This window comes from Picosynechococcus sp. NKBG15041c (genome assembly GCF_055380235.1).
The window spans coordinates 294,909-315,239 of sequence record NZ_AP040363.1 but is presented as its reverse complement, the minus strand read 5'-3'; the positions used below and the strand labels follow the sequence as shown (position 1 = coordinate 315,239).

Here is a 20,331-nt window from a genome sequence, read left to right as displayed (position 1 = left end):
AAAGCACAACTTAGAATCTACCCGCTAAGGCATCATTACACCGTTCACAAATGGTGGGATCATCCGTAAATGTGCCCACTTGTGTTGAATAATTCCAGCAGCGATCGCATTTATGACCATCTGCTTTGACGACCGCGATTTGGAGCTTGCCCTCAGCCAATTCGAGCGTATCTTGATACTGCTGGCTGTCGAGGGGCGCCGTCACAAATTCCACCTGGGACACGAGGAGCAGATAACGCAGTTCATCGACCCGGAGGGAATCACTCAAACTGTCAGTGGGATTTAAATCTGTCAGCCAAGTGCCCAACATCCCGTCCACATCATGCATGAGAATTTTTGCTTCGAGAGATGCCCCAATGAGCTTTTCTGTACGGGCTTTTTCTAACACAAGGTTGACGCCATTGCGGATTTTACGTAGCTCTTCCCAGCGTTGAAATAGGGCGGCATCAGCGGCCCACTGGGGATCGAGTTGATACCAACCCGCGTTAAACACCGATTTGTGTGCAGTTTGGTAGGGCAGATTCTGCCAGATATCTTCTGCCATGTGACAGAGCACCGGGGCGATCGCCTGGGCAAGGGTTTCTAAAATAATTGCCATCACTGTTTGGCAGCTGCGTCGCCGGGGCGCATTCACATCGGAAATATAGAGACGATCCTTGGCAATATCCAGGTAGAAGTTCGAGAGATCCACCACACAGAAATTCTGCACCTTTTGGAAAAATTTGAAGAATTGAAATTCCTCAAACGCTTCGGTAATTTCTGAGAAAACGTTGTGGGTCTGGTGCAGAATATATTTGTCTAGTTCCGGCAGGTCAGCATAGGCGACTGCATCCTTTGCTGGGTCAAAATCATGGATATTCCCCAGCAAGAAGCGGGCCGTATTCCGAATTTTGCGGTAGACATCCGCCAACTGCTTCAAGATGGTTTGGCCAATGGGCACATCCGAGGAATAATCCACCGAAGAAACCCATAACCTCAGCACGTCGGCACCGTAGGGCGGTTCTGCCTTCTGATTCTTGCCGCCGTTGATAATGATGTTTGGATCGACCACATTCCCCAGGGACTTACTCATTTTGTACCCTTTTTCATCCAGCACAAACCCATGGGTCAGTACCGTTTTATAGGGGGCCACTCCATTTACCGCCACACTGGTCAAGAGACTGGACTGGAACCAACCCCGGTGCTGGTCAGATCCTTCTAAATACATGTCCACGGGGTAGTTCATCCCAGCTCGCTGCTTCGCCACCGCCGCCCAAGAGGAACCAGAGTCAAACCACACATCCATGGTATCGGTGCCCTTGCGGTAGCTGCGGCCATTATTGCGATATTCTTCCGGCAAAAGTTCTTCTACGGAACGCTGCCACCAAGCATCAGAGCCTTCCTGGGCAATGATTTCCTTCACATGGTTAATGGTGGTTTCGTTTAACAAGGCCTCGCCCGTTTCTTCATCATAAAAAACAGGAATCGGCACCCCCCAGTTGCGCTGCCGGGAAATACACCAGTCACTGCGATCGCCGACCATCGCCGTAATCCGATTTTCCCCTTGGGCGGGAATCCAGCGGACATCTTTAATCGCACTTAAGGCCTGATCGCGGAACCCTTCCACCGAGGCAAACCACTGCTCCGTCGCCCGGAAAATAGTCGGCTTTTTCGTGCGCCAATCGTAGGGATATTTATGTTGGTAGGCTTCCTGTTTTAAAAGAGCTCGTTTTTCTACTAAAGCCGCGATAATGGCATCATTTGCCCCATTCAGAACATTTAAACCCGCAAATTCACCCGCTTCCTCCGTTAATGTCCCTTCCGCATCCACTGGCGAAAGAATTGGCAAGCCATATTTTTGGCCGGTGATATAGTCTTCTTGACCATGGCCCGGGGCGGTGTGAACTAGGCCTGTCCCGGATTCCGTCGTGATGTAGTCACCACCAGCTACCACTGGACTTTGGCGATCGTAGAGGGGATGTTGATAAGTGCAATGCTCTAAAATTTCTCCCTTAAAGACGATTTTGAGGGTTAGAGTCGTCGCAAATTTTGCCGTTAGGGTTTCCGCCAGATCCTTGGCCACTACCAAATATTTCTGAGCACACAGGCTACCATCGGTTTCCACGACAGCATATTCCAACGCAGGATTGATCGCCACAGCTAAGTTACCGGGCAATGTCCAAGGAGTCGTTGTCCAGATCGCCACGCCCAAACTATCGGCAAATTCACCTAAAATAGCTTTCGCTTCAGGGCTTAGATCCGTAATCGGAAAAGAGACGTAGATACTTTGGGAGGTGTGGCCTTCGGGGTATTCGAGTTCTGCCTCTGCGAGGGCTGTTTGGGAACTCGGACTCCAATGAACTGGTTTCAAGCCGCGGTAGATGTAGCCTTTGAGGGCCATTTCCCCAAATACTTCGATCTGGGCCGCTTCGTATTCTGGGGTGAGAGTAAGGTAAGGATTTTCCCAATCGCCCCAAACACCATACCGTTGAAAGCCGGCGGCTTGGGCTTTTTGGGTCTTGAGGGCAAAATCGCGAGCTTTGTAGCGGAGTTTTAAGGGCGTTAAATTCTGTCGGACTTCCGCATCAAGGCTCTGGAGCACCTTTAACTCAATCGGTAAGCCATGACAATCCCAACCAGGGACATAGTGGGTTTTGTGGCCCTGGAGAAGTTTGTATTTGTTGATGATGTCCTTCAGAACTTTGTTGAGGGCATGGCCCATGTGGAGGTCGCCATTGGCATAGGGGGGGCCATCGTGCAGGGTAAAGGACTCTTTGGGGTTATTCTGCGCTAAATCTTCGTAAATACGATTTTCTTGCCAAAATTTCTGGATTTCTGGTTCTTTTTTCGGGGCATTAGCCCGCATATCAAATTTAGTCTGCGGCAGATTAACGGTTTCTTTGTAGCTCTTTGCGTCTGTCACGGTGGCTGTGGTGGCTGATGTTTACAAATGTTTGCTATGGCTGATTTTAACTTGCTGTGGCTTGTCCCGTGAATCTCGGTGAAAAAAGGCGATCGCCAACGTCCTGGGATTCATTAAATAGAATGGAGGGTGATCGGCAAGGGGAGATCAAGTGATGCTGACGAAACAACGGGCGGATCGAGTCCTTCTGAGTAACATTAGCTGGGAACAATTCGAGAATATCCTGCGCGACCTAGGGGAAACTCGTTCTAGTCGTGTGGCCTACTGCGATGGAACTTTGGAAATTATGACGCCCCTGTCAGGGCATGAGTTTTACAAAGAAGCGATTAGTATCTCGATCAAAGATTTCGCCGATGAACTGGAAATTGATTATGAAAGTCTCGGCTCAACGACTTGGCGTAAACCAGCGGCAAAAGCGGGCCTAGAGCCGGACAATTGTTTTTACTTCCAGCATGAGCCGCTCATCCGGGGCCAGTTGGATTATGACTTGAGTAAAGTCCGCCCCCCGATTTAGCCTTAGAAATTGAACTGACAAGCCGATCCCTTGAGCGATTTCCCGTCTATGGGCGGTTGGGGGTACCGGAAATTTGGAGCTATGAGGATGGAAAAATCACCATCTATCTCCTCGACCAAAGAAAATATCGCGTTTCGGAAACGAGTTTAGCGCTACCGCAAGTTTCCGTGACGAAAATGATGGCCTTAATTGAAGAAAATCGGCACCTAGGCCGCCGGGCGATCCGCCGTGCTATTCGGGAGTGGGCCAGGACGCTTTAGGGGGATGGGGAGTAATATTCTGGATAGAAGCCGCCACATGTTCATGTATTGCTCAATGGCTAATCATAAGCATGAATTTCATCAACTCCCATTTTCTGAGGATGTTTTTTCTGATGAAAATAGATAAAGTCCAGAATTTAATGTAAATCGCTTTTTTCCGTGGCACGACTCATAAATCGAAGCGCACAATGCACCTCATTGAGCAGAGGTGATTCTAAGGGTTTATACATTGTTAAAAACCACAAACATGTTCGACATTAGACCGTTAAGGTTTATATCCTCTTTCGTTAATGCCACAAAGACTTGCGGTATTATTTTCTTTATTGTGAAGTAATTATACCGCACCTTGTGGTACAACTCTTAGTCATTGAACTCTAAATAATCAATATCCAATAAATAAAATCTTACGATGGCTGTACTTGAAAACGGAGACAAGAAGTACTCAACCTTGCTTACTGAAATAGAGACAGGACAAATAAAAATCCCACAGTTTCAAAGACAATTTGTTTGGGACATCAAAGCTTCTGCAAAGTTGATTGATAGTATTCTCAAGGGGTATCCAATTGGTACATTTATATATTGGCGAACAAATGAAAGGCTACGTTCTATTCGGAATATTGGAAACATCAACCTTCCTGAACCAAAAGATGGTGAATTTGTAAACTATGTCTTGGATGGACAGCAGAGAATTACTTCACTATTTGCAGCATTACGTGGTGAAACAATTGAAAGAGATAATGGGAAAAATGAAGATTTTTCGAAGATTTTTATTGATTTGGAATCTGGCGACGAGAATGGCTTAGTCATAGTAGATGTAACAAACAAAGAGCCATTTACATACGTAAAACTAACTGATCTAATGACTCAGGGAAGGAGATTTTTTAATGACTTCCCAGAAAAGTATGATGATCAATTTGACAAATACAAAGAGATACTACACTCCTATCAATTCAAAGGCATCAATCTAAAGGAAGCAGAAATTGATGTTGCAACTGAAGTTTTCACAAGATTAAATGTTGGTGGAAAGGATCTTACTCTTTTTGAGATCATGGTGGCCAAAACTTACGATCCCGAAAGAGAATTCGACTTATATGAAAAATTTGAAGAGCTAAAAAGTGATCTTGAACCATCAAAATATGACACCATATCTTCTGCAAATGTATTACAGCTCATATCATTATTGCTAACACGGGAATGTAAACGAAAAACGATTCTTAAATTAGATAAGAATGACTTTATAGATATGTGGGATGATGCTACAAACTGTATAAAAAGTGCTATTGATTTTTTCAGAAGTTATGGAATTCCAGTATCACGCCTTTTGCCTTATAATGCGTTAATTGTTCCATTTGGTTACTTCTTTTATCACCATCCATCTAATCCTGCCGGTGAAAAACTGAGATTGCTTGAAGACTTCTTTTGGCGAGTCTCTTTAGGTTTTCGTTATTCATCATCGGTTGAAAGTAAATTATCCCAAGACATAGACAAAATTGACAAAATCCTCGAACACGAACAACCAAGATATGAATGGAGTGTTGATACAACTCCCAAATTTATTCATGAAAACGGCTACTTTGGAACCGGTCGTTCTTTTATCAAGGCGATTTTAAGTCTCTTTGCAATGAACAAGCCAAAATCATTTGATAACCACTTAGATGTCAATATTGATAATAGTTGGCTGAAGATTGCCACCTCAAAAAATTATCACCATTTCTTTCCTAAATCCTACATGAGAAAAAATCAACCACAATGGGAACCATGGCAGGTTAATCACATAGCTAACATTACAATTGTTGATGGATTTTTAAACAAACATAAAATCCGTGCCAAACCACCTTCTGAGTACATGGAGACTTTTCAAAAGGAAAATCCGCATATCGAGAATACGATGAAATCACATCTCATTGACGGCATTGAAGAATTTGGAATTTGGGAAAATGACTACGGCAAATTTTATGAAAATCGAATCTTAAATATTAGTAAACAATTAAGTAAGAAAATCATTGAACAAACGTCAGAAATAGATCAATTAGAAGTTTACGAAGACGTTGACCAATTAGAGGAAGTTGATAATTGAACTCAAAGCTTCGTGCAATAACAACGGTTTGTGCTGACTGGTTGAGGCTTCTTGCCCTACTTCAAGGTTGATCGCTCGGCAGCACAAACCGCAGACCGTTATCTCTCGACTAAGGCAAATATCGTGTTTCTGAAATAAGTTTAGCCCTGCTGCAAATTTCAGTGACAAAAATGATGGCCTTAATTAATTGAAGAAAATCGCCCTTTGGGAGATCAGGCCATGCAGGAGTGGGCAAACACTTCCTAGAATTGGCCAAAACTTGCTTAATCATTGAGGACTGTTACGTTTCAGTAAAGGGATGGGGGCGATCGCCTAAACTATTCAGAAGCAATTTCTCATCTGGATTTTATTTTTGCCAACTATGTTCCCTTCTAGCCGCCCCCGTCGCCTTCGCCAAAGTGAGTCGCTTCGCCGCATGGTGCGGGAAAATACCTTTACTGCCAATGATTTGATCTATCCCCTCTTTGCAGTGCCCGGAGAGGCGATCGCCAACGAAGTAAAGTCGATGCCCGGCGTGTATCAACTCTCCATCGATAAGATCGTCACCGAGGCCAAGGAAGTTTGGGAACTGGGCATTCCGGCGGTGATCCTGTTTGGCATTCCCCCCGAAAAAGATAACGATGCAACCGGGGCCTGGCATGACTGCGGCATTGTCCAAAAGGCAACCACGGCGATCAAAGAAGCGATCCCCGAAATGACCGTCATTAACGATACTTGTCTGTGCGAATATACGCCCCACGGTCACTGCGGTTACCTGCAAACGGGGGATTTAACCGGACGAGTATTAAACGATCCCACCCTCGAACTGCTTAAAAAAACCGCTGTGTCCCAGGCCAAAGCTGGCGCGGATATTATTGCGCCTTCGGGGATGATGGATGGTTTTGTCGCCGCGATTCGTGAAGGTTTAGATGAAGCTGGTTTTACGAATATTCCGATCATGGGCTATTCCGCAAAATATGCCTCGGCTTACTATGGCCCCTTCCGAGATGTGGCCGAATCTGCCCCCCAATTTGGCGATCGCCGCACCTACCAAATGGATCCGGGTAATGGTCGCGAAGCCCTCAAGGAAGTAGAGTTAGATATTCTCGAAGGGGTAGATTTTGTCATGGTCAAACCGGCCCTCGCCTACATGGATATCATTTGGCGGGTCAAGGAAATGACCAATCTACCCGTCGCCGCCTACAACGTGTCTGGGGAATATTCCATGGTTAAAGCCGCAGCCTTAAATGATTGGATTGACGAGAAAAAAGTCGTCCTCGAAACCCTCACGAGCTTTAAACGAGCTGGGGCAGATCTGATCCTTACTTACCATGCCAAAGACGCTGTCCGTTGGTTGGCAGAATAAAAAAACACAAAAACGCAGTTACGATTGACCTGTTCAAATGTGGGGAATCTGGGAAGATCCGGAGAGAATTGGCGTCTTCCCAGGGGTATTTTCCGGCAGGTTACAGTTTTGATTTGCTATCTTAGCCAAGGGCCAAAAACCTTGAACAGAATCTAAAATCTATGCGTTATCAAACTCAAGTTTTTTCAATGCTCCTGTTGGGGATTGTCTCGTTTGGCTTCGTTGCCTGTAATCGTAATCCCGTCGGCAATGGAGTAGAACCTGGAGAAGTCTCCATGGAGCAGGACGCGATACAGCACCATGATATGGCGGCAATGGATTTAGGACCAGGGGATGAATTCTTCGATTTGCGCTTTATCGATGGGATGATTCTGCACCATCAAGGGGCGATCGCCATGGCGGAATCGGCCCTAAATAATTCCAGTCGACCAGAAGTACAGAATCTCGCCCAGGAGATCATCGCGGCCCAAGAAACAGAAATTGCCCAAATGCAGGAATGGCGCCAAGCTTGGTATCCGGCGGTGGCCGAAACACCGATGATGTACCATGCCGAAGCTAACCATATGATGCCCATGACCCCAGAAATGGCCGCCGCCATGAGGATGGATCTCGATCTCGGGGCTGCTGATGCGGAGTTTGATCTCCGGTTTATAGAAGCGATGATTCTTCACCATGAAGGCGCGGTGGATATGGCCCAGCAAGTGCTAGAGCGGGGCGATCGCCCAGAATTGTTGGCCCTCGCTGAAGAAATTATCGCGACCCAACAGGAGGAGATCGACCTGATGCGCCAATGGCAAGCCAATTGGTACGGTGGTAACAGCTAAAAAAGCTGATCGGGATCACTGTTGGTGGTTCCCATAAGGCCCGGTGGCGATCGCCATTTTGTGAAAAAAAATACGTTTCCTATTGATTGGCTTCTGCAATAACCCAAATGTTAATGACTAAGACTCAAAGGTTAATCTAATTGTCTAATTTTCAACCAACCTTTGCGCCAAAAGAAAAACAATAGGACGATGGCGATCGCCCCCATAATGCCCAAACAGAAAGCATAGCCAAAAGACCAATTGAGCTCTGGCATATTCCACCGAGATTTTTCGGTATTGAAATTCATGCCATAGATCCCCGCGATAAATGTCAAGGGAATAAAAATAGTAGAAATAACCGTTAGTAACTGCATCACTTCATTCATTTTATTGCTCACCGCTGATAGATAAACATCCATTAAACCCGATGCTAATTCTCGGTAGGTTTCAATCACATCAATAATTGTGATTGTATGGTCATAGCAATCTCGGAAATAACGGGAAACTTCGTTATTGATTAAAGGGCTGCCATCCCGAATTAAAGTATTTAGGGCATCTCTCTGGGGCCAAATGGCGCGCCGTAACGCTAATAATTCTCGCTTAATTTGATGGATTTCAGAAAGGGTCTGGGGGGTCGGATTAATCACCACTTCATCTTCTAATGCTTCAATGCGATCACCGAGAATTTCTAGTACCGGAAAGAAGCCATCAATAATTGCATCCCAAAGGGCATAAGCTAAAAAATCAGCCCCCTGTTTTCGAATCGAACCTTTGTTTAATTTCAGGCGATCGCGAATTCTTTCAAAACAATCCTCTTCCGGCTCTTCCTGTACTGTCAAAAGATAATAACGGGATAGAATAAAGCTAACTTGCTCTAACCAAAACCCAGCATTATTTGGTTTTGAAACCACCATTTGAGAAATAATCAATAATTGATTATCATGTTCCTCTATTTTCGGGCGCTGGGGGACATTGACGATATCTTCTAAAATCAATGGATGTAACTGAAAAAGATCACCGAGTTTCTGATAAACCTTAGAATCTCCAATACCGCCCACGTCAATCCAAGAAACAGACTCTGTATTCAAATAAGTAGAACATTCTTCTGGGGAGAGATTATCAACTCTAAACCAGTTTTTTTCATTATAATCAATCAGAGAAATACGAGGTTGAGCTGCATTTGGCTCGATGCGCAAAGTCCCTGGCATGCTCCCTGGAGAATGGTAAGCATAATTAAATAATTCATCAGAGTTGATATTTTTTTTGTTTGAAAAACGATATTTTGAAAAAGGATTATTAGACATATGTTTAAAAAATAGGTGATTTTGTTTTAAACTAAAATACAAAAAACGGAACCATAATTTACATGATTCCGCTTTTATCCTATTGTGAAAATTGACTTAGACTAACGCTTTTTCTTTAATCAATTTATCCCAGCCCAAATCTTTCAAGCTATCGTTACGGCGGAGGGGGCGGGTTACCAGCTCCAGAATATCTCGGGCATTGGTAAAGCCATGGATTTGCGCAAAGGTAAATTCTACTGACCATTTGGTGTTAATCCCCCGCGCTTCTAAGGGGTTCGCGTGGGCCATGCCTGTAATCACTAAATCCGGTTTGAGATCGTTAATCCGCTGAATTTGGTTGTAATTGTCTGGCTTTTCAACAATTCTCGGTAGGGGGGCGCCCATCTCTTGGCAGGTACGGGCAAGGAAATCTAGCTCTGCTTTTTGGTAGCGTTTGTCCATGTAGGGAATGCCAATTTCATCTACGGTCATACCACAACGGATAAGGAAACGAGCAAGGGAAACTTCAAGTAAATTATCACCCATGAAAAAGACTGATTTACCGCGAATTAACTGTAAATAATCTTCTAAGCTCTCCCAAATTTGGGCTTCTCGTTCTGCTAATCCCTGGGGCTCGATGCCTAGAACTGAGCAAATTTTCTCAACCCAAGCCCTTGTTCCATCGGGGCCGATAGGAAAGGGAGCACCGATGAGCTTACACTTACGGCGACGCATGAGGGTGGTGGCAGTACGACTAAGGAAAGGATTGACGCCAGCGACGTAGTAGCCTTCTTCAATGACAGGTAATTCAGTGTAGAGCTTTGTGGGGAGCCACCCGGAAACCTTGACCCCTTGTTTTTTCAATTCATATTCCAGGTTTGCGGCCACAGGATCGGGCAAGGAACCAAAGAGGATTAAGGGATGGTGGTCCTTAAATTCAGTTTGGGTCAGCGCTTCTTCGTCTTTTTTCTTCGGGCCGAGGTTAAATAGTTTTTGGAAGCGGGTCGCTGTTGCCGGATCTTCGACTTTTTCGGGGGCAGATGCTTTACTGGGGCAGCGATTGGCCATGGCTGCGAGGACAGTGTCTTCTCCTTGGGTAAAGGCATAGTCAAGACCATTGGCCCGGGCGACGACGATGGGGATGCCGATTTCGGCTTCGAGTCTGGGGGAAAAACCTTCGAGATCCATTTTAATAATCTCGGTGGTGCAGGTGCCGATAAATACAATCACGCTGGGGTTGCGATCGCGTTTAATTTGCAGACAGAGGCGCTTGAGTTCGTCGTAATCATTGAGTTGGGCGGCGATATCTCCTTCTTCTAGTTCCGCCATGGCGTAGCGGGGTTCGGCGAAGATCATCACTCCCATGGCATTTTGGAGAAAGTAGCCGCAGGTTTTTGTGCCGATAACTAGGAAGAAACTGTCTTCAATTTTTTGGTAAAGCCAAGCAACACAGCTAATGGGACAGAAGGTATGGTAATTGCCAGTTTCGCAATCAAAAGTTAAGTTTGGGGTTTCTTGAGTAACCGTCATAATCAAGCTTCCTACAGAATATTTTTAGAAAAATTTTGTGAATGTCTAGTAGTCGTCATGGAGAAGCACGATTGTTACTCTGGGTTGCCCCCCACATGCATGAAGGGCAAGGGGCTCTAGAAAGTTATTCCGTTGGTAACGCCATTTTGCTCGGAGGAGTGATGAGGGGTTTTGTATTCCCGTCTTTACCCTCCAGGTTTTTGAGTTCCATCAGCGGATCGAAATTCAGCCCGAGCACATCGATAATCGTGTCAAAATTTGCTTCTACTAGTGAGAACAGATAAAGGCTTTCGGCAAGGCGGGGTTCTTTGGCACTAACGGCACCGAGGATGACTGATCCTTGGGGGCGACGGCCACCATCGGGTGTGGCGACATATTCACCGCGGTCCATCAGGATTTTTAGCCAGTCTTGGTTATTTTCAAAGTAGTCTAACCATTTGGTTTTGACACTGGGTTTAATCTGCTCGAAAAAGCTCATGGGATTTACTCCTCGTAAAATCAACTGCAAAGGTTTGTTGGGATTGGGCGATCGCCTTTTTGATCATTGTGCCGATTTTGGCGATCGCCCCGATTCTGAATCAAAATTTAACCCAAGCCCCCCAGAAAAAGCAGTGATTTTTAAAACAGCTTTTCCGAGCTCAACACCCTAGGGCTCAGACCATCATCAAATCCAGCTCATCCGCCGCTACTTTTTCGGCGGGAGGATTGAGGTAATAATCCGAGAGCAAGCTAAACAGTTCCCGGTCTGAGGCTTCACTGGGTACAACTCCCTCCGGTGCAGCCAGGACTTGATCGGCGATATTGAGATAAAAATCACAGACGTAATCTAGCATCGGGTCTTTTTCTGCCATCTCAAACAGGGTTTTTCCCTTCACCCGAGACACGCGAATATCTTCGATCAGGGGCAATACCTCCAAGATCGGCATCGCCACATGGCTCACATATTTTTCAATGAGATCCCGCTTTGAGGTGCGATTACCAATTAAACCCGCCAGACGGAGGGGGTGTGTCCGCGCTTTTTCTCTCACGGAAGCAGCAATCCGATTGGCTGCAAACAGCGCATCAAAGCCGTTGTCCGTCACGATTAAGCAATAGTCAGCGTAGTTTAATGGCGCCGCAAAACCGCCACAGACCACATCCCCCAGCACATCGAACAAAATCACATCATATTCATCGAAGGCATTTAATTCTTTGAGGAGTTTGACCGTTTCACCGACTACATAGCCGCCACAGCCCGCCCCGGCTGGGGGGCCACCTGCTTCAACGCAATCAACACCGCCATAGCCTTTATAGATTACGTCTTCGGGCCAAATATCTTCGTAGTGAAAATCTTTTTCCTGGAGGGTATCGATGATTGTAGGGATGAGAAACCCAGTCAGGGTGAAGGTGCTGTCATGCTTCGGGTCGCAGCCAATTTGAAGAACTTTTTTGCCCCGTTTGGCGAGGGCGACGGAAATGTTGCAGCTGGTGGTGGATTTACCAATGCCACCTTTGCCATATACCGCGAGGGTCATCGTCATGGGATCAAGGGCTCCTAAAAAATGCCGTTAGCTGCATTATTGGTAATCTCTGGGGGAATTGAAAGGTGTGGGTCTTGGGTTTTGGGCTCTAAAATCCTTTGATACTGATGAAAATTACTTAAAGAGCTGATAAAACTAAAATTTATCTGAAAATCTTTTAAAAAACTTTTAAATCTAAATTTAGGTTGTTTATTTATAAAAATAAAAACAATAAGCAAAAAGACGGCCCACAGTGTTGCTGAGTATAAATACGGCCTAATAAATCAAAAGGCGATCGCCTTACTTTCAATGGTGCAATTCCCCTAAAGGTTCTGCTGGAACGGCCTAAAGACGAAAAGCGATCTCCTCCACATCAGCCAAAAACCTTCTGACCAAGCCGGGCCCGAACCCTATTTGAGGAGTCAACCGAAGATTTGCTAACGAAACGTAAATTTTTTGGCAAACGATACAAAATGCAATACTTCTAGCCCCAGAACAAAAAAAGACGATCACCACGTTGAGGGATCGTCTATGGGGGAAATTTAAAAATTGTGGGTCGACTGGGGCGATCATTTCCCAAAAACCTACCAGCGCAAAAAGACCTAGGCGATGCGTTGCACTGACTTTAGTGCAAAACCTTGCTCTTTGAGCTGGCTACTGAGGGCAATTTCGTTTTCTACCCGGTCAACAAACATCACCCCGTCGAGGTGGTCAATCTCATGTTGGATTACCCGAGACAACAGACCCGAAGCTTTCATTCGCTTGGGTTTACCCTGTTCATCACGATAGTGAACTTCAATTTCGTCAGGACGCATAACGTCTAAGTGGACACCAGGAATACTTAGACAACCTTCTTCAAAAGCACAGAACTGTTTCCCGAATTTTCTGATTTCAGGGTTAACCAAAACAATCGGTTCATTTTCAGGGTTATCAGGATCTGTATCCACGACGATCAAACGTTTATTGACGCCCACCTGGGGGGCAGCGAGACCAATACCATGGGCGCTGTACATGGTTTGTAGCATTTCTTTGGCCAGGGCGCGGGTCTCGTCATCTACCCTAGTGATACGTTTGGCTTTTTGACGGAGGACTTTATCCCCGAGGTAGTGGAGATCGAGGGGGGGATTATCGAGTTTTTCTTTTGGGACAGATAGGCCAGCAGTCATAAATTTTTTAACGTTTTGGAAGAACGACAATTTTTCTTGATACCATGTGCATCCATTGTATCAAGGATTCCTATGGCTTCCTGTAATTGGCAGATTGCAGCCTTGCCTGGCATTAGTGCAGAACAACAGGCTCTATTAAAGGATCAAGGGATTCAAACTACCCACCAACTGCTGCTCGCGACGCGATCGCCCCAAGACAGATATAACCTTGAAAGCCGTCTCAAGTTGCACCCCAATTATCTCAAAAAATGGGTTGCCCTGGCAGATTTGGCGCGATTACCCAGCGTGGGGACTGACTATTGTGGCTTAGTCTTGCACAGCGGCGTGGCTTCGGTAAATCAACTCGCACAAACGCCTTTTTCGCGGCTCCACCGCAATATTGTGAAGTTACAGGTGGCCCATTTACAGCAGAAAGACTTGGCGCCTTCTTTGGGCTTGGTCAAGCAATGGGTGGCTGAGGCACGTCAGTTTCTTTAACGGATTTTGAATCACAAACAATCGTTAAGCTCTGTGTGTCCTTAATCAGTATTTAAAATAGTGGCTTTTAAGATCGAAAGAGTGATGTTGATGAGTCGATAAATTATGGTTGTTCCTCTGCCCCAGGTACACACATTTGGCGATTGGGCACACCAGGCGATCGCCAAACATTATCAGGCGATCCTCAGCCATGAAGCGGGCGTTTTGGCGGACCGTGACCCGGAAGAACTACACCAAATGCGGGTGGGAATGCGGCGGTTACGCAGTGTGTTGTTGGGGTTAGCGCCAGCTCTCATGGTACCCAGGGCGATCGCCCCGCAACAGGTCGGTCGCTATGGCCGCATTTTAGGGCAATTGCGGGATTTAGACGTGATGGGGATGACCCTGGCGGCGCGATATTTACCCCAACTACCGGCTATTGAAGTGGATTACCTAGGGCTAGCCCTGAAAAAATTGACGAAGCAACGGGAAAAGCAACTCGAAAAAGTCCGACAATTCCTTGCGTCTGAAATCTATGGCCAATTTAAAAATACCTGTCGTCACTGGCTTGAGCAACCTCAATATCAGGCGATCGCCTCGGTTGAGATTCACCTTATTTTGCCAGACTTACTTTTGCCCCAACTGAGTGCACTACTGCTCCATCCCGGCTGGTGGATCGGCTACAGCTCGAAGAAACTCCCCAGAAAGCACCTAGATGAACTGTTTGCAACCCAAAGCCCGGTCATCCACGATCTCCGTAAAGCAGCCAAGCGATCGCGCTACACCATGGAAATTTTTACCCCTTTTTATGGCTCTGAGTATGGCGAGGCACTCCAAAAAATCAAAAAAGCCCAGACTCTAATCGGCCTGCTCCAAGACGATGCCGTACTCCAAGCATTCCTCGAAAAAGCCCTCGGAAAAATGTTCCACCAGGAACTGCCGACCCTCTGTCAAATTTTCCATGATAATCGCCACGAAACTTGGCATCATTGGACAAAACTCCAGCACCAATTTTTACAGCCTCAATATCGCTACCAGCTCCACCAGACCCTTTGTCAACCGAAATCTATGCCACTCGCCGCTCAAAAATCAATGTCGAACTAATCCACTCGCCCCGGTCGTTGTAATTGCGCATGATTCGTTGCCGTTCATTGTCGTTCACCAACCAGCCCGCTTCCACAAAAAAAGCCTGTCGTTGGGCCAGTTGGGGCGGCACATTGATCGAAGCGCCATCGGGTAGGAGCACCAAATTACGGGGCGCACTGCCTTCTGTAAAGTGAATCGTCTTGCCTTGGATTTGCCCCTTAGAGGTAATGGTTTGATGTTCTAGTTCTAGGGTTTGCTGGAGATAATCTCCATCTTTGTTCAAGGTCAGGCGGCTCTGGTGAACCTTGGGGGGATCGAGGTCGGGGGTGTAAACGTAATATTCTGCCTCCCAAGTGCCCAAAAGTTGCTCAACCGTTAATGAAGGACGCTCTTGGGCATTGCTCCCTTCACGAAATTCGCGAATAAAAACCAATTTATTAAAAGTAAAAGCATCACCGTACATTTGCACCATGCGCATGCGGCGATCGCCTTTGATGAATCCATATTCCGCAATAAACGACGAAATGGACGAGAGGCACATGGAGCCCTTGGAAAAAGAGCCCGTATCAAAAAACATTGTGTGCCGTCCCAGTCCCGTAAATTCTTGGGACATATTGCTGGTCGGCTCACTATCGTAGCCGCCGTTTTCAAAACGTCGCAGGGTAAACAGCACTTTATCGCGATCGCCATTGACCAACGAGAGGGTCAAGATAGAGGGGACTTCGGTCATGATCTCCCCCTCTAGGGTCACCCCCGCAAAGGAACCGCGCCAGTTCCCTAGATTTTTCAGAAAATTTTCCCACTGGCTGGCCATTGTTTCTCTATCCTGACGAAACTACACGGTCTCCTATTGTGCCGGAGAAAGAAAAGAGAAAGCAACTACATCGCCAATCTTTCAATAAAGTTGCCGTTAGATAGAGTATCCATTATATGACATCGCTTTAATTTTATTGTGTCAATTGCTTTGGTTTTATTCCAGGAAAAAATTGATTTCGCTGCAAAGTAGTGATGAAATCATCAAAAAATAACCCTTAAAAAATCTGAAATTAAACTTTGCTTAGCCTTTTTTTAACTCGAGAAACTCTAGCTACATTGTATGGTTGGGGCTGTGGTTTTAGCTCAAATAGATATTAAGTAATGAATCTGAATCGTGGTGTAAAAAGCGCATCGGCATCAATGGTGAAGCCCAAGCTCCAAGCTGGCCTTAAGCTGGCTTTGTTATCTGCCCTTGCCTATCTGCCGTTTAGCGCAGTAGTGCCCCAGGCGATCGCCCAAAATGCGACTATCAAAGGGGAAGTCGTCTTCACACTCACAGATCTGGCCGGAGCAGAAATGTTGGCTGTTGCTAAAGATGGTCGCCATGCCCTCGTAGTTGGTAGCGATACGGCCACTCTAGTCGCCATTGAAGACGATACCCTAAGCGTCCAAGGAACCTGGACTTTGACCGATGAGTTTTTTCCCGCAGGTTCAACAGAGGCCGAATTGACTGGGGTAGCAATCAGCCCAGATGGTACTTTTGCACTTTTAGGCGTTAAAGATTCAGATGAGGCCAATGTCGCTACATTTGACGAGGTTCCCGGCAAGGTCGTCGCCATTGCCCTCCCGAGCCTTGAACCAATTGGCCAAGTGACCGTGGGCCGTGGGCCAGACTCGGTGGCGATCGCCCCCAATGGTCAATTTGCAGCAGTCGCCAATGAAGACGAAGAAAACGAAGAAGATTTGACCAACCTTGATAATCGTCCCGGCACTATTTCGATCATTGACTTACGGAATGGGCCGACTCGCATGACCCAAGTCGAAGTGCCCATTCCCCCTGACAATCTTCCCTTTTTTCCCCACGACCCACAACCCGAAACGGTTCGTATTGCAGCAGACAGCACTTTTGTCCTTGCCACACTGCAAGAAAACAATGCCGTCGCACGTCTTGAGATTCCTTCTCCCTTGCCCAGTCGCCTAACCGCCGATGCATTTTCAGTGAAAAACTTTGATGTTGGCATCCGCACAGGTTTCGGTCTGGTCAAGGATAAAGCTGGGGAAGGAAGCTGTCGTTCTGGCAGCTATGATCTGTCCCTCAGACAAGAATTCACCTCTGCCCGTGAGCCTGATGGCTTGGCTTTGACGATGGACGGACGTTACTTTGTTACCGCTGACGAAGACAATTTGACCCATGTCAACAATCAGTCCTACGAAGGCATCCCCATTAGCCCCCACGGCACTCGGAGTATTAGTGTTTTTGATGCGGTCACAGGAGAATTTTTAGGAGACAGTGGTGACTCCATCGAAGAAAGCATCACGGCCTTAGGATTGCCACAGCGCTGCAACAGCAAAGGGCCAGAGCCGGAGGTTGTTTCTCTTGGGGTCGTAGATGGTCGTACCCTCGCATTTGTGGCGATCGAGCGTTCCGATGCCATGACCATCCATGACATTTCTGACCCGGCCAATATTCAACTACTTGACACAGTAATCCTTAATCCTGCAGTAATTCGGGCAGATCAAGAAGCGGGATTCGAGCCAGAAGGGATTGAATTTATCCCGATGACTAATCAAGTTGTTGTGTCTAATCCTGAAGGCAATGCCATGAGTTTGATTAATCTCAATGTGATGGCCCCTTAAGTTTATGACCTAGTGATGTCTAGAACCCTGTGCTGATCACTGAGTGACTAACACAGGGTTCTGGGCGTTTAATTCGGGGGTAAAAAGCCGCGTTCTTTCATGGCTCGGTGGAGAGGGCTTTACTTGGTAAATGTCAGTCGTTCATCTTTAACTTGGACATTGATTGTTTCCCCTCCTTTGAATTCGCCTTTCAGAATACCTTTGGCGATCGCCGTTTCCACATATTTTTGAACAGCCCGCTTTAGCGGTCTAGCCCCATAAACAGGGTTGTAACCCACCTCTGCAATGAAATCATAGGCTTCTGGGGTGAATTGGATGTTAATTTTTTGTTCTGCAAGCCGTTCTGCCAAGCGTCTAATCTGGAGTTGGACAATAGAGCGCAGCTGCTCTTTTTGCAGGCCGTGGAAAATAATGAGTTCATCGATGCGGTTTAGGAATTCTGGCCGGAAATTGACATTCATCGCCTCCATCACCCGACCCCGCATTTCCTCATAGCGGCTGTCGTCCCCAGCAAGATCGAGGATAAATTGGGAACCGATGTTACTGGTCATGATGATTACCGTATTTTTAAAGTCCACCGTTCGTCCCTGGGAATCCGTGAGGCGACCATCATCCAAGATTTGCAGCATCACATTAAAAACGTCGCCATGGGCTTTTTCGATCTCATCAAAAAGAATCACTGAGTAGGGGCGACGACGAATCGCTTCCGTCAGCTGGCCTCCCTCTTCGTAGCCCACATATCCAGGCGGTGCGCCTAAAAGCCGAGATACTGCATGTTTTTCCATGTATTCTGACATGTCAATGCGAACGATTGCTTCCTCGGTATCAAAGAGAAATTGGGCCAGGGCTTTAGCAAGTTCTGTTTTTCCGACCCCCGTCGGCCCCAAGAAAATAAAACTGGCGGTGGGACGGTTGGGATCAGCCAGTCCGGCGCGCGATCGCTGGACTGCTTCGGCGACAGCGGTAACGGCTTCGTCTTGACCAACGACCCGGCGGTGGAGTTCGGCTTCCAGGTGAAGAAGTTTTTCTTTTTCTGACTCGATCAGCTTACTGATCGGAATTCCCGTCCATTTAGAGATAATTTCAGCGATATCTGATTCAATCACTTCTTCCCGTAGGAGTGATTCTCCTGTGATTTGTTGGGTCGCCAAGTTAGCTTCAATTTCTTTGATTTTTTGTTGGAGCTCTGTTAGTCTGCCATAACGTAATTCAGCTGCTTTATTGAGATCATAATCCCGTTCTGCTTGCTGAATTTCTAGGTTTGTTTTCTCAATTTCCTCTTTGATGAAGCGAATTTTATCGATGAATTCTTTTTCAGACTGCCATTGGGCATTGAGCTGAGATTGTTCTTCTTTGAGGTTAGCTAATTCTTTTTCTAGCTTGGCAAGCCGTTCCAAAGAGGCTTCATCTTTTTCTTTTTGAATGGAGAGTTTTTCCATTTCCAATTGGAGAATTTTTCGGTCAATTTCATCGAGTTCTTCCGGCTTGGAAGTGATCTCCATCTTCAGCTTAGCGGCGGCTTCATCGACCAGGTCGATCGCCTTATCGGGCAAAAAACGGTCGGTGATGTAGCGGTTTGAGAGCATTGCGGCGGCAACCAGGGCTGTATCGGCAATTTTCACGCCGTGGTGTAGTTCATAGCGTTCCTTGAGGCCACGCAGGATTGAAATGGTATCAACCACATTGGGTTCATTCACCAGCACCGACTGGAAACGCCGTTCGAGGGCCGCATCTTTTTCAATATACTTACGGTATTCATCGAGGGTGGTCGCCCCAATACAACGCAGCTCGCCCCGGGCCAACATTGGCTTGAGTAAGTTCCCGGCATCCATCGCCCCCTGGGTTGCCCCAGCGCCAACAACAGTGTGGATTTCATCGATAAAGAGAATGATTTGCCCTTCAGAATCGGTGACTTCCTTGAGTACTGCTTTCAGACGTTCTTCAAATTCGCCCCGGTATTTTGCCCCGGCAATCAAAGCCCCCATGTCTAAGGCAATTAGGGTCCGGTCCTTTAGGGATTCGGGCACATCCCGATTAATAATTCTTTGGGCCAATCCTTCGGCGATCGCGGTTTTGCCGACCCCTGGTTCCCCGATCAAGACTGGATTATTTTTTGTCCGGCGGGAGAGAATTTGAATGGTGCGGCGAATTTCATCATCCCGGCCAATTACCGGATCAAGTTTCCCATGGCGGGCTAAATCTGTTAAATCGCGGCCATATTTTTCTAAGGATTCATATTTTCCTTCCGGATTTTGATCGTTCACCTTTTGGTTGCCTCGAATTTGCGTAATGATCGTTTTGAGCTTATTTTCTGTTAGGTCAAATTCTTTGTAGAGATTTTTGCCAAAACGGTCATCTTTGGCATAGCTAAGAATTAAATGTTCAACAGAAATAAAGTCATCTCCAAAGGATTTTCGATGCTGTTCAGCCCGGTCTAAAAGGGTATCTAAGCTACGCCCGAGATAGACTGATTCACTGGGTTGAGCGATCTTCGGTTGCTGGGTGATAAAAGCAAGCGTATTTTCTCGGAGTTTCCCTAGGGGAATTTCTGCTTTTGTAAAAATACTTTTTGCTAAACCATCCTGTTCTAATAGCGCCTGCATCAGGTGTTCAGACTCGATTTGCTGCTGTTGATTCTGCTTGGCGACATCGGGGGTTTGGGCGATCGCCTGCCAAGCCTTTTCGGTAAATTGATTCGGGTTAGTGGGTTGCATAGGACAAAACAATAATCATTAAAATAAAGCCCCATTGCTTCTCCAAAAAGAAACCCTAGAACTTACTTCGTATTGTATTTTTG

The 20,331-nt window shown here is 46.4% G+C and carries 17 protein-coding genes; 9 read left to right on the top strand and 8 right to left on the bottom strand.

Annotation, left to right across the window (positions count from 1 at the left end):
* Positions 1–10 precede the first annotated feature (10 nt).
* A complete protein-coding gene (ileS, locus tag ACZ45B_RS01515) occupies positions 11–2,902 on the bottom strand; it encodes an isoleucine--tRNA ligase (protein ID WP_024546768.1) in 2,892 nt (963 codons plus the stop codon).
* Between the two features lie 154 nt (positions 2,903–3,056).
* Between ileS and ACZ45B_RS01510 the strand changes: the two genes are divergently transcribed.
* The 5 genes from ACZ45B_RS01510 to ACZ45B_RS01490 all read left to right on the top strand — a co-directional run bounded on the left by ACZ45B_RS01510 (position 3,057) and on the right by ACZ45B_RS01490 (position 7,922).
* On the top strand, positions 3,057–3,416 hold the full coding sequence (locus tag ACZ45B_RS01510; RefSeq protein ID WP_255326088.1) for a Uma2 family endonuclease: 360 nt from the start codon (positions 3,057–3,059) through the stop codon (positions 3,414–3,416).
* A gap of 8 nt (positions 3,417–3,424) precedes the next feature.
* The gene (locus ACZ45B_RS01505) at positions 3,425–3,676 is read left to right on the top strand and encodes a PDDEXK family nuclease (protein ID WP_307680466.1); all 252 of its coding nucleotides are present in this window, start codon (positions 3,425–3,427) and stop codon (positions 3,674–3,676) included.
* 409 nt (positions 3,677–4,085) lie between these two features.
* Positions 4,086–5,753 (top strand): DUF262 domain-containing protein, encoded by a 1,668-nt coding sequence (locus ACZ45B_RS01500; protein WP_024546767.1) that lies wholly within the window; start codon positions 4,086–4,088, stop codon positions 5,751–5,753.
* Between the two features lie 361 nt (positions 5,754–6,114).
* Positions 6,115–7,098, top strand: coding sequence for a porphobilinogen synthase (hemB, locus tag ACZ45B_RS01495; protein WP_024546766.1), 984 nt, complete (start codon positions 6,115–6,117; stop codon positions 7,096–7,098).
* A 161-nt stretch (positions 7,099–7,259) separates the two neighbouring features.
* On the top strand, positions 7,260–7,922 hold the full coding sequence (locus ACZ45B_RS01490) for a DUF305 domain-containing protein (RefSeq protein ID WP_029681967.1): 663 nt from the start codon (positions 7,260–7,262) through the stop codon (positions 7,920–7,922).
* 131 nt (positions 7,923–8,053) lie between these two features.
* Here the strand turns inward: ACZ45B_RS01490 and corA are convergent, their stop codons facing one another.
* The 3 genes from corA to ACZ45B_RS01475 all read right to left on the bottom strand — a co-directional run bounded on the left by corA (position 8,054) and on the right by ACZ45B_RS01475 (position 11,192).
* Positions 8,054–9,205: a magnesium/cobalt transporter CorA gene (gene corA / locus ACZ45B_RS01485; protein ID WP_464674900.1), complete on the bottom strand. Its 1,152-nt coding sequence runs from the start codon at positions 9,203–9,205 to the stop codon at positions 8,054–8,056.
* Between the two features lie 96 nt (positions 9,206–9,301).
* Positions 9,302–10,714 carry a ferredoxin:protochlorophyllide reductase (ATP-dependent) subunit N gene (locus ACZ45B_RS01480; RefSeq protein ID WP_024546763.1) on the bottom strand — a complete coding sequence of 471 codons (1,413 nt, stop codon included), beginning with the start codon at positions 10,712–10,714 and terminating at the stop codon, positions 9,302–9,304.
* Between the two features lie 124 nt (positions 10,715–10,838).
* A complete protein-coding gene (locus ACZ45B_RS01475; RefSeq protein WP_024546762.1) occupies positions 10,839–11,192 on the bottom strand; it encodes a DUF5331 domain-containing protein in 354 nt (117 codons plus the stop codon).
* Here ACZ45B_RS01475 and ACZ45B_RS01470 point away from each other — a divergent pair.
* Positions 11,191–11,364 carry a hypothetical protein gene (locus ACZ45B_RS01470; protein ID WP_158505996.1) on the top strand — a complete coding sequence of 58 codons (174 nt, stop codon included), beginning with the start codon at positions 11,191–11,193 and terminating at the stop codon, positions 11,362–11,364. The two genes, ACZ45B_RS01475 and ACZ45B_RS01470, sit on opposite strands and share 2 nt — an antisense overlap.
* Before the next feature lie 3 nt (positions 11,365–11,367).
* On the opposite strand, the gene bchL is transcribed toward ACZ45B_RS01470, so the two are convergent.
* Positions 11,368–12,234: a ferredoxin:protochlorophyllide reductase (ATP-dependent) iron-sulfur ATP-binding protein gene (bchL, locus tag ACZ45B_RS01465; protein ID WP_397427698.1), complete on the bottom strand. Its 867-nt coding sequence runs from the start codon at positions 12,232–12,234 to the stop codon at positions 11,368–11,370.
* 581 nt (positions 12,235–12,815) lie between these two features.
* A complete protein-coding gene (gene def / locus ACZ45B_RS01460; protein ID WP_024546759.1) occupies positions 12,816–13,379 on the bottom strand; it encodes a peptide deformylase in 564 nt (187 codons plus the stop codon).
* A gap of 72 nt (positions 13,380–13,451) precedes the next feature.
* Between def and ACZ45B_RS01455 the strand changes: the two genes are divergently transcribed.
* Together ACZ45B_RS01455 and ACZ45B_RS01450 are read left to right on the top strand one after the other, a co-directional pair.
* Entirely contained in the window at positions 13,452–13,856 is a 405-nt protein-coding gene (locus ACZ45B_RS01455) for a DUF4332 domain-containing protein (protein WP_024546758.1), read from the top strand.
* A 105-nt stretch (positions 13,857–13,961) separates the two neighbouring features.
* Complete coding sequence (locus ACZ45B_RS01450; protein ID WP_024546757.1) at positions 13,962–14,939, top strand: CHAD domain-containing protein; 978 nt, start codon at positions 13,962–13,964, stop codon at positions 14,937–14,939.
* Here the strand turns inward: ACZ45B_RS01450 and ACZ45B_RS01445 are convergent.
* A complete protein-coding gene (locus tag ACZ45B_RS01445) occupies positions 14,902–15,735 on the bottom strand; it encodes a DUF3598 family protein (protein WP_024546756.1) in 834 nt (277 codons plus the stop codon). The two genes, ACZ45B_RS01450 and ACZ45B_RS01445, sit on opposite strands and share 38 nt — an antisense overlap.
* Before the next feature lie 362 nt (positions 15,736–16,097).
* Between ACZ45B_RS01445 and ACZ45B_RS01440 the strand changes: the two genes are divergently transcribed.
* Positions 16,098–17,534: a hypothetical protein gene (locus tag ACZ45B_RS01440; RefSeq protein ID WP_024546755.1), complete on the top strand. Its 1,437-nt coding sequence runs from the start codon at positions 16,098–16,100 to the stop codon at positions 17,532–17,534.
* Between the two features lie 119 nt (positions 17,535–17,653).
* Here the strand turns inward: ACZ45B_RS01440 and clpB are convergent, their stop codons facing one another.
* Entirely contained in the window at positions 17,654–20,248 is a 2,595-nt protein-coding gene (gene clpB / locus ACZ45B_RS01435; protein WP_024546754.1) for an ATP-dependent chaperone ClpB, read from the bottom strand.
* Between the last annotated feature and the right edge of the window lie 83 nt (positions 20,249–20,331).

Bases quoted from the DNA above. Each gene is read 5' to 3' on its own strand.
- ACZ45B_RS01510 (WP_255326088.1), top strand. From the start codon at position 3,057: ATGCTGACGAAACAACGGGCGGATCGAGTCCTTCTGAGTAACATTAGC.
- ACZ45B_RS01500 (WP_024546767.1), top strand. From the start codon at position 4,086: ATGGCTGTACTTGAAAACGGAGACAAGAAGTACTCAACCTTGCTTACT.
- hemB (WP_024546766.1), top strand. From the start codon at position 6,115: ATGTTCCCTTCTAGCCGCCCCCGTCGCCTTCGCCAAAGTGAGTCGCTT.
- ACZ45B_RS01490 (WP_029681967.1), top strand. From the start codon at position 7,260: ATGCGTTATCAAACTCAAGTTTTTTCAATGCTCCTGTTGGGGATTGTC.
- corA (WP_464674900.1), bottom strand. From the start codon at position 9,205: ATGTCTAATAATCCTTTTTCAAAATATCGTTTTTCAAACAAAAAAAAT.
- ACZ45B_RS01480 (WP_024546763.1), bottom strand. From the start codon at position 10,714: ATGACGGTTACTCAAGAAACCCCAAACTTAACTTTTGATTGCGAAACT.
- ACZ45B_RS01470 (WP_158505996.1), top strand. From the start codon at position 11,191: ATGGGATTTACTCCTCGTAAAATCAACTGCAAAGGTTTGTTGGGATTG.
- ACZ45B_RS01475 (WP_024546762.1), bottom strand. From the start codon at position 11,192: ATGAGCTTTTTCGAGCAGATTAAACCCAGTGTCAAAACCAAATGGTTA.
- bchL (WP_397427698.1), bottom strand. From the start codon at position 12,234: ATGACGATGACCCTCGCGGTATATGGCAAAGGTGGCATTGGTAAATCC.
- def (WP_024546759.1), bottom strand. From the start codon at position 13,379: ATGACTGCTGGCCTATCTGTCCCAAAAGAAAAACTCGATAATCCCCCC.
- ACZ45B_RS01455 (WP_024546758.1), top strand. From the start codon at position 13,452: ATGGCTTCCTGTAATTGGCAGATTGCAGCCTTGCCTGGCATTAGTGCA.
- ACZ45B_RS01450 (WP_024546757.1), top strand. From the start codon at position 13,962: ATGGTTGTTCCTCTGCCCCAGGTACACACATTTGGCGATTGGGCACAC.
- ACZ45B_RS01445 (WP_024546756.1), bottom strand. From the start codon at position 15,735: ATGGCCAGCCAGTGGGAAAATTTTCTGAAAAATCTAGGGAACTGGCGC.
- ACZ45B_RS01440 (WP_024546755.1), top strand. From the start codon at position 16,098: ATGGTGAAGCCCAAGCTCCAAGCTGGCCTTAAGCTGGCTTTGTTATCT.
- clpB (WP_024546754.1), bottom strand. From the start codon at position 20,248: ATGCAACCCACTAACCCGAATCAATTTACCGAAAAGGCTTGGCAGGCG.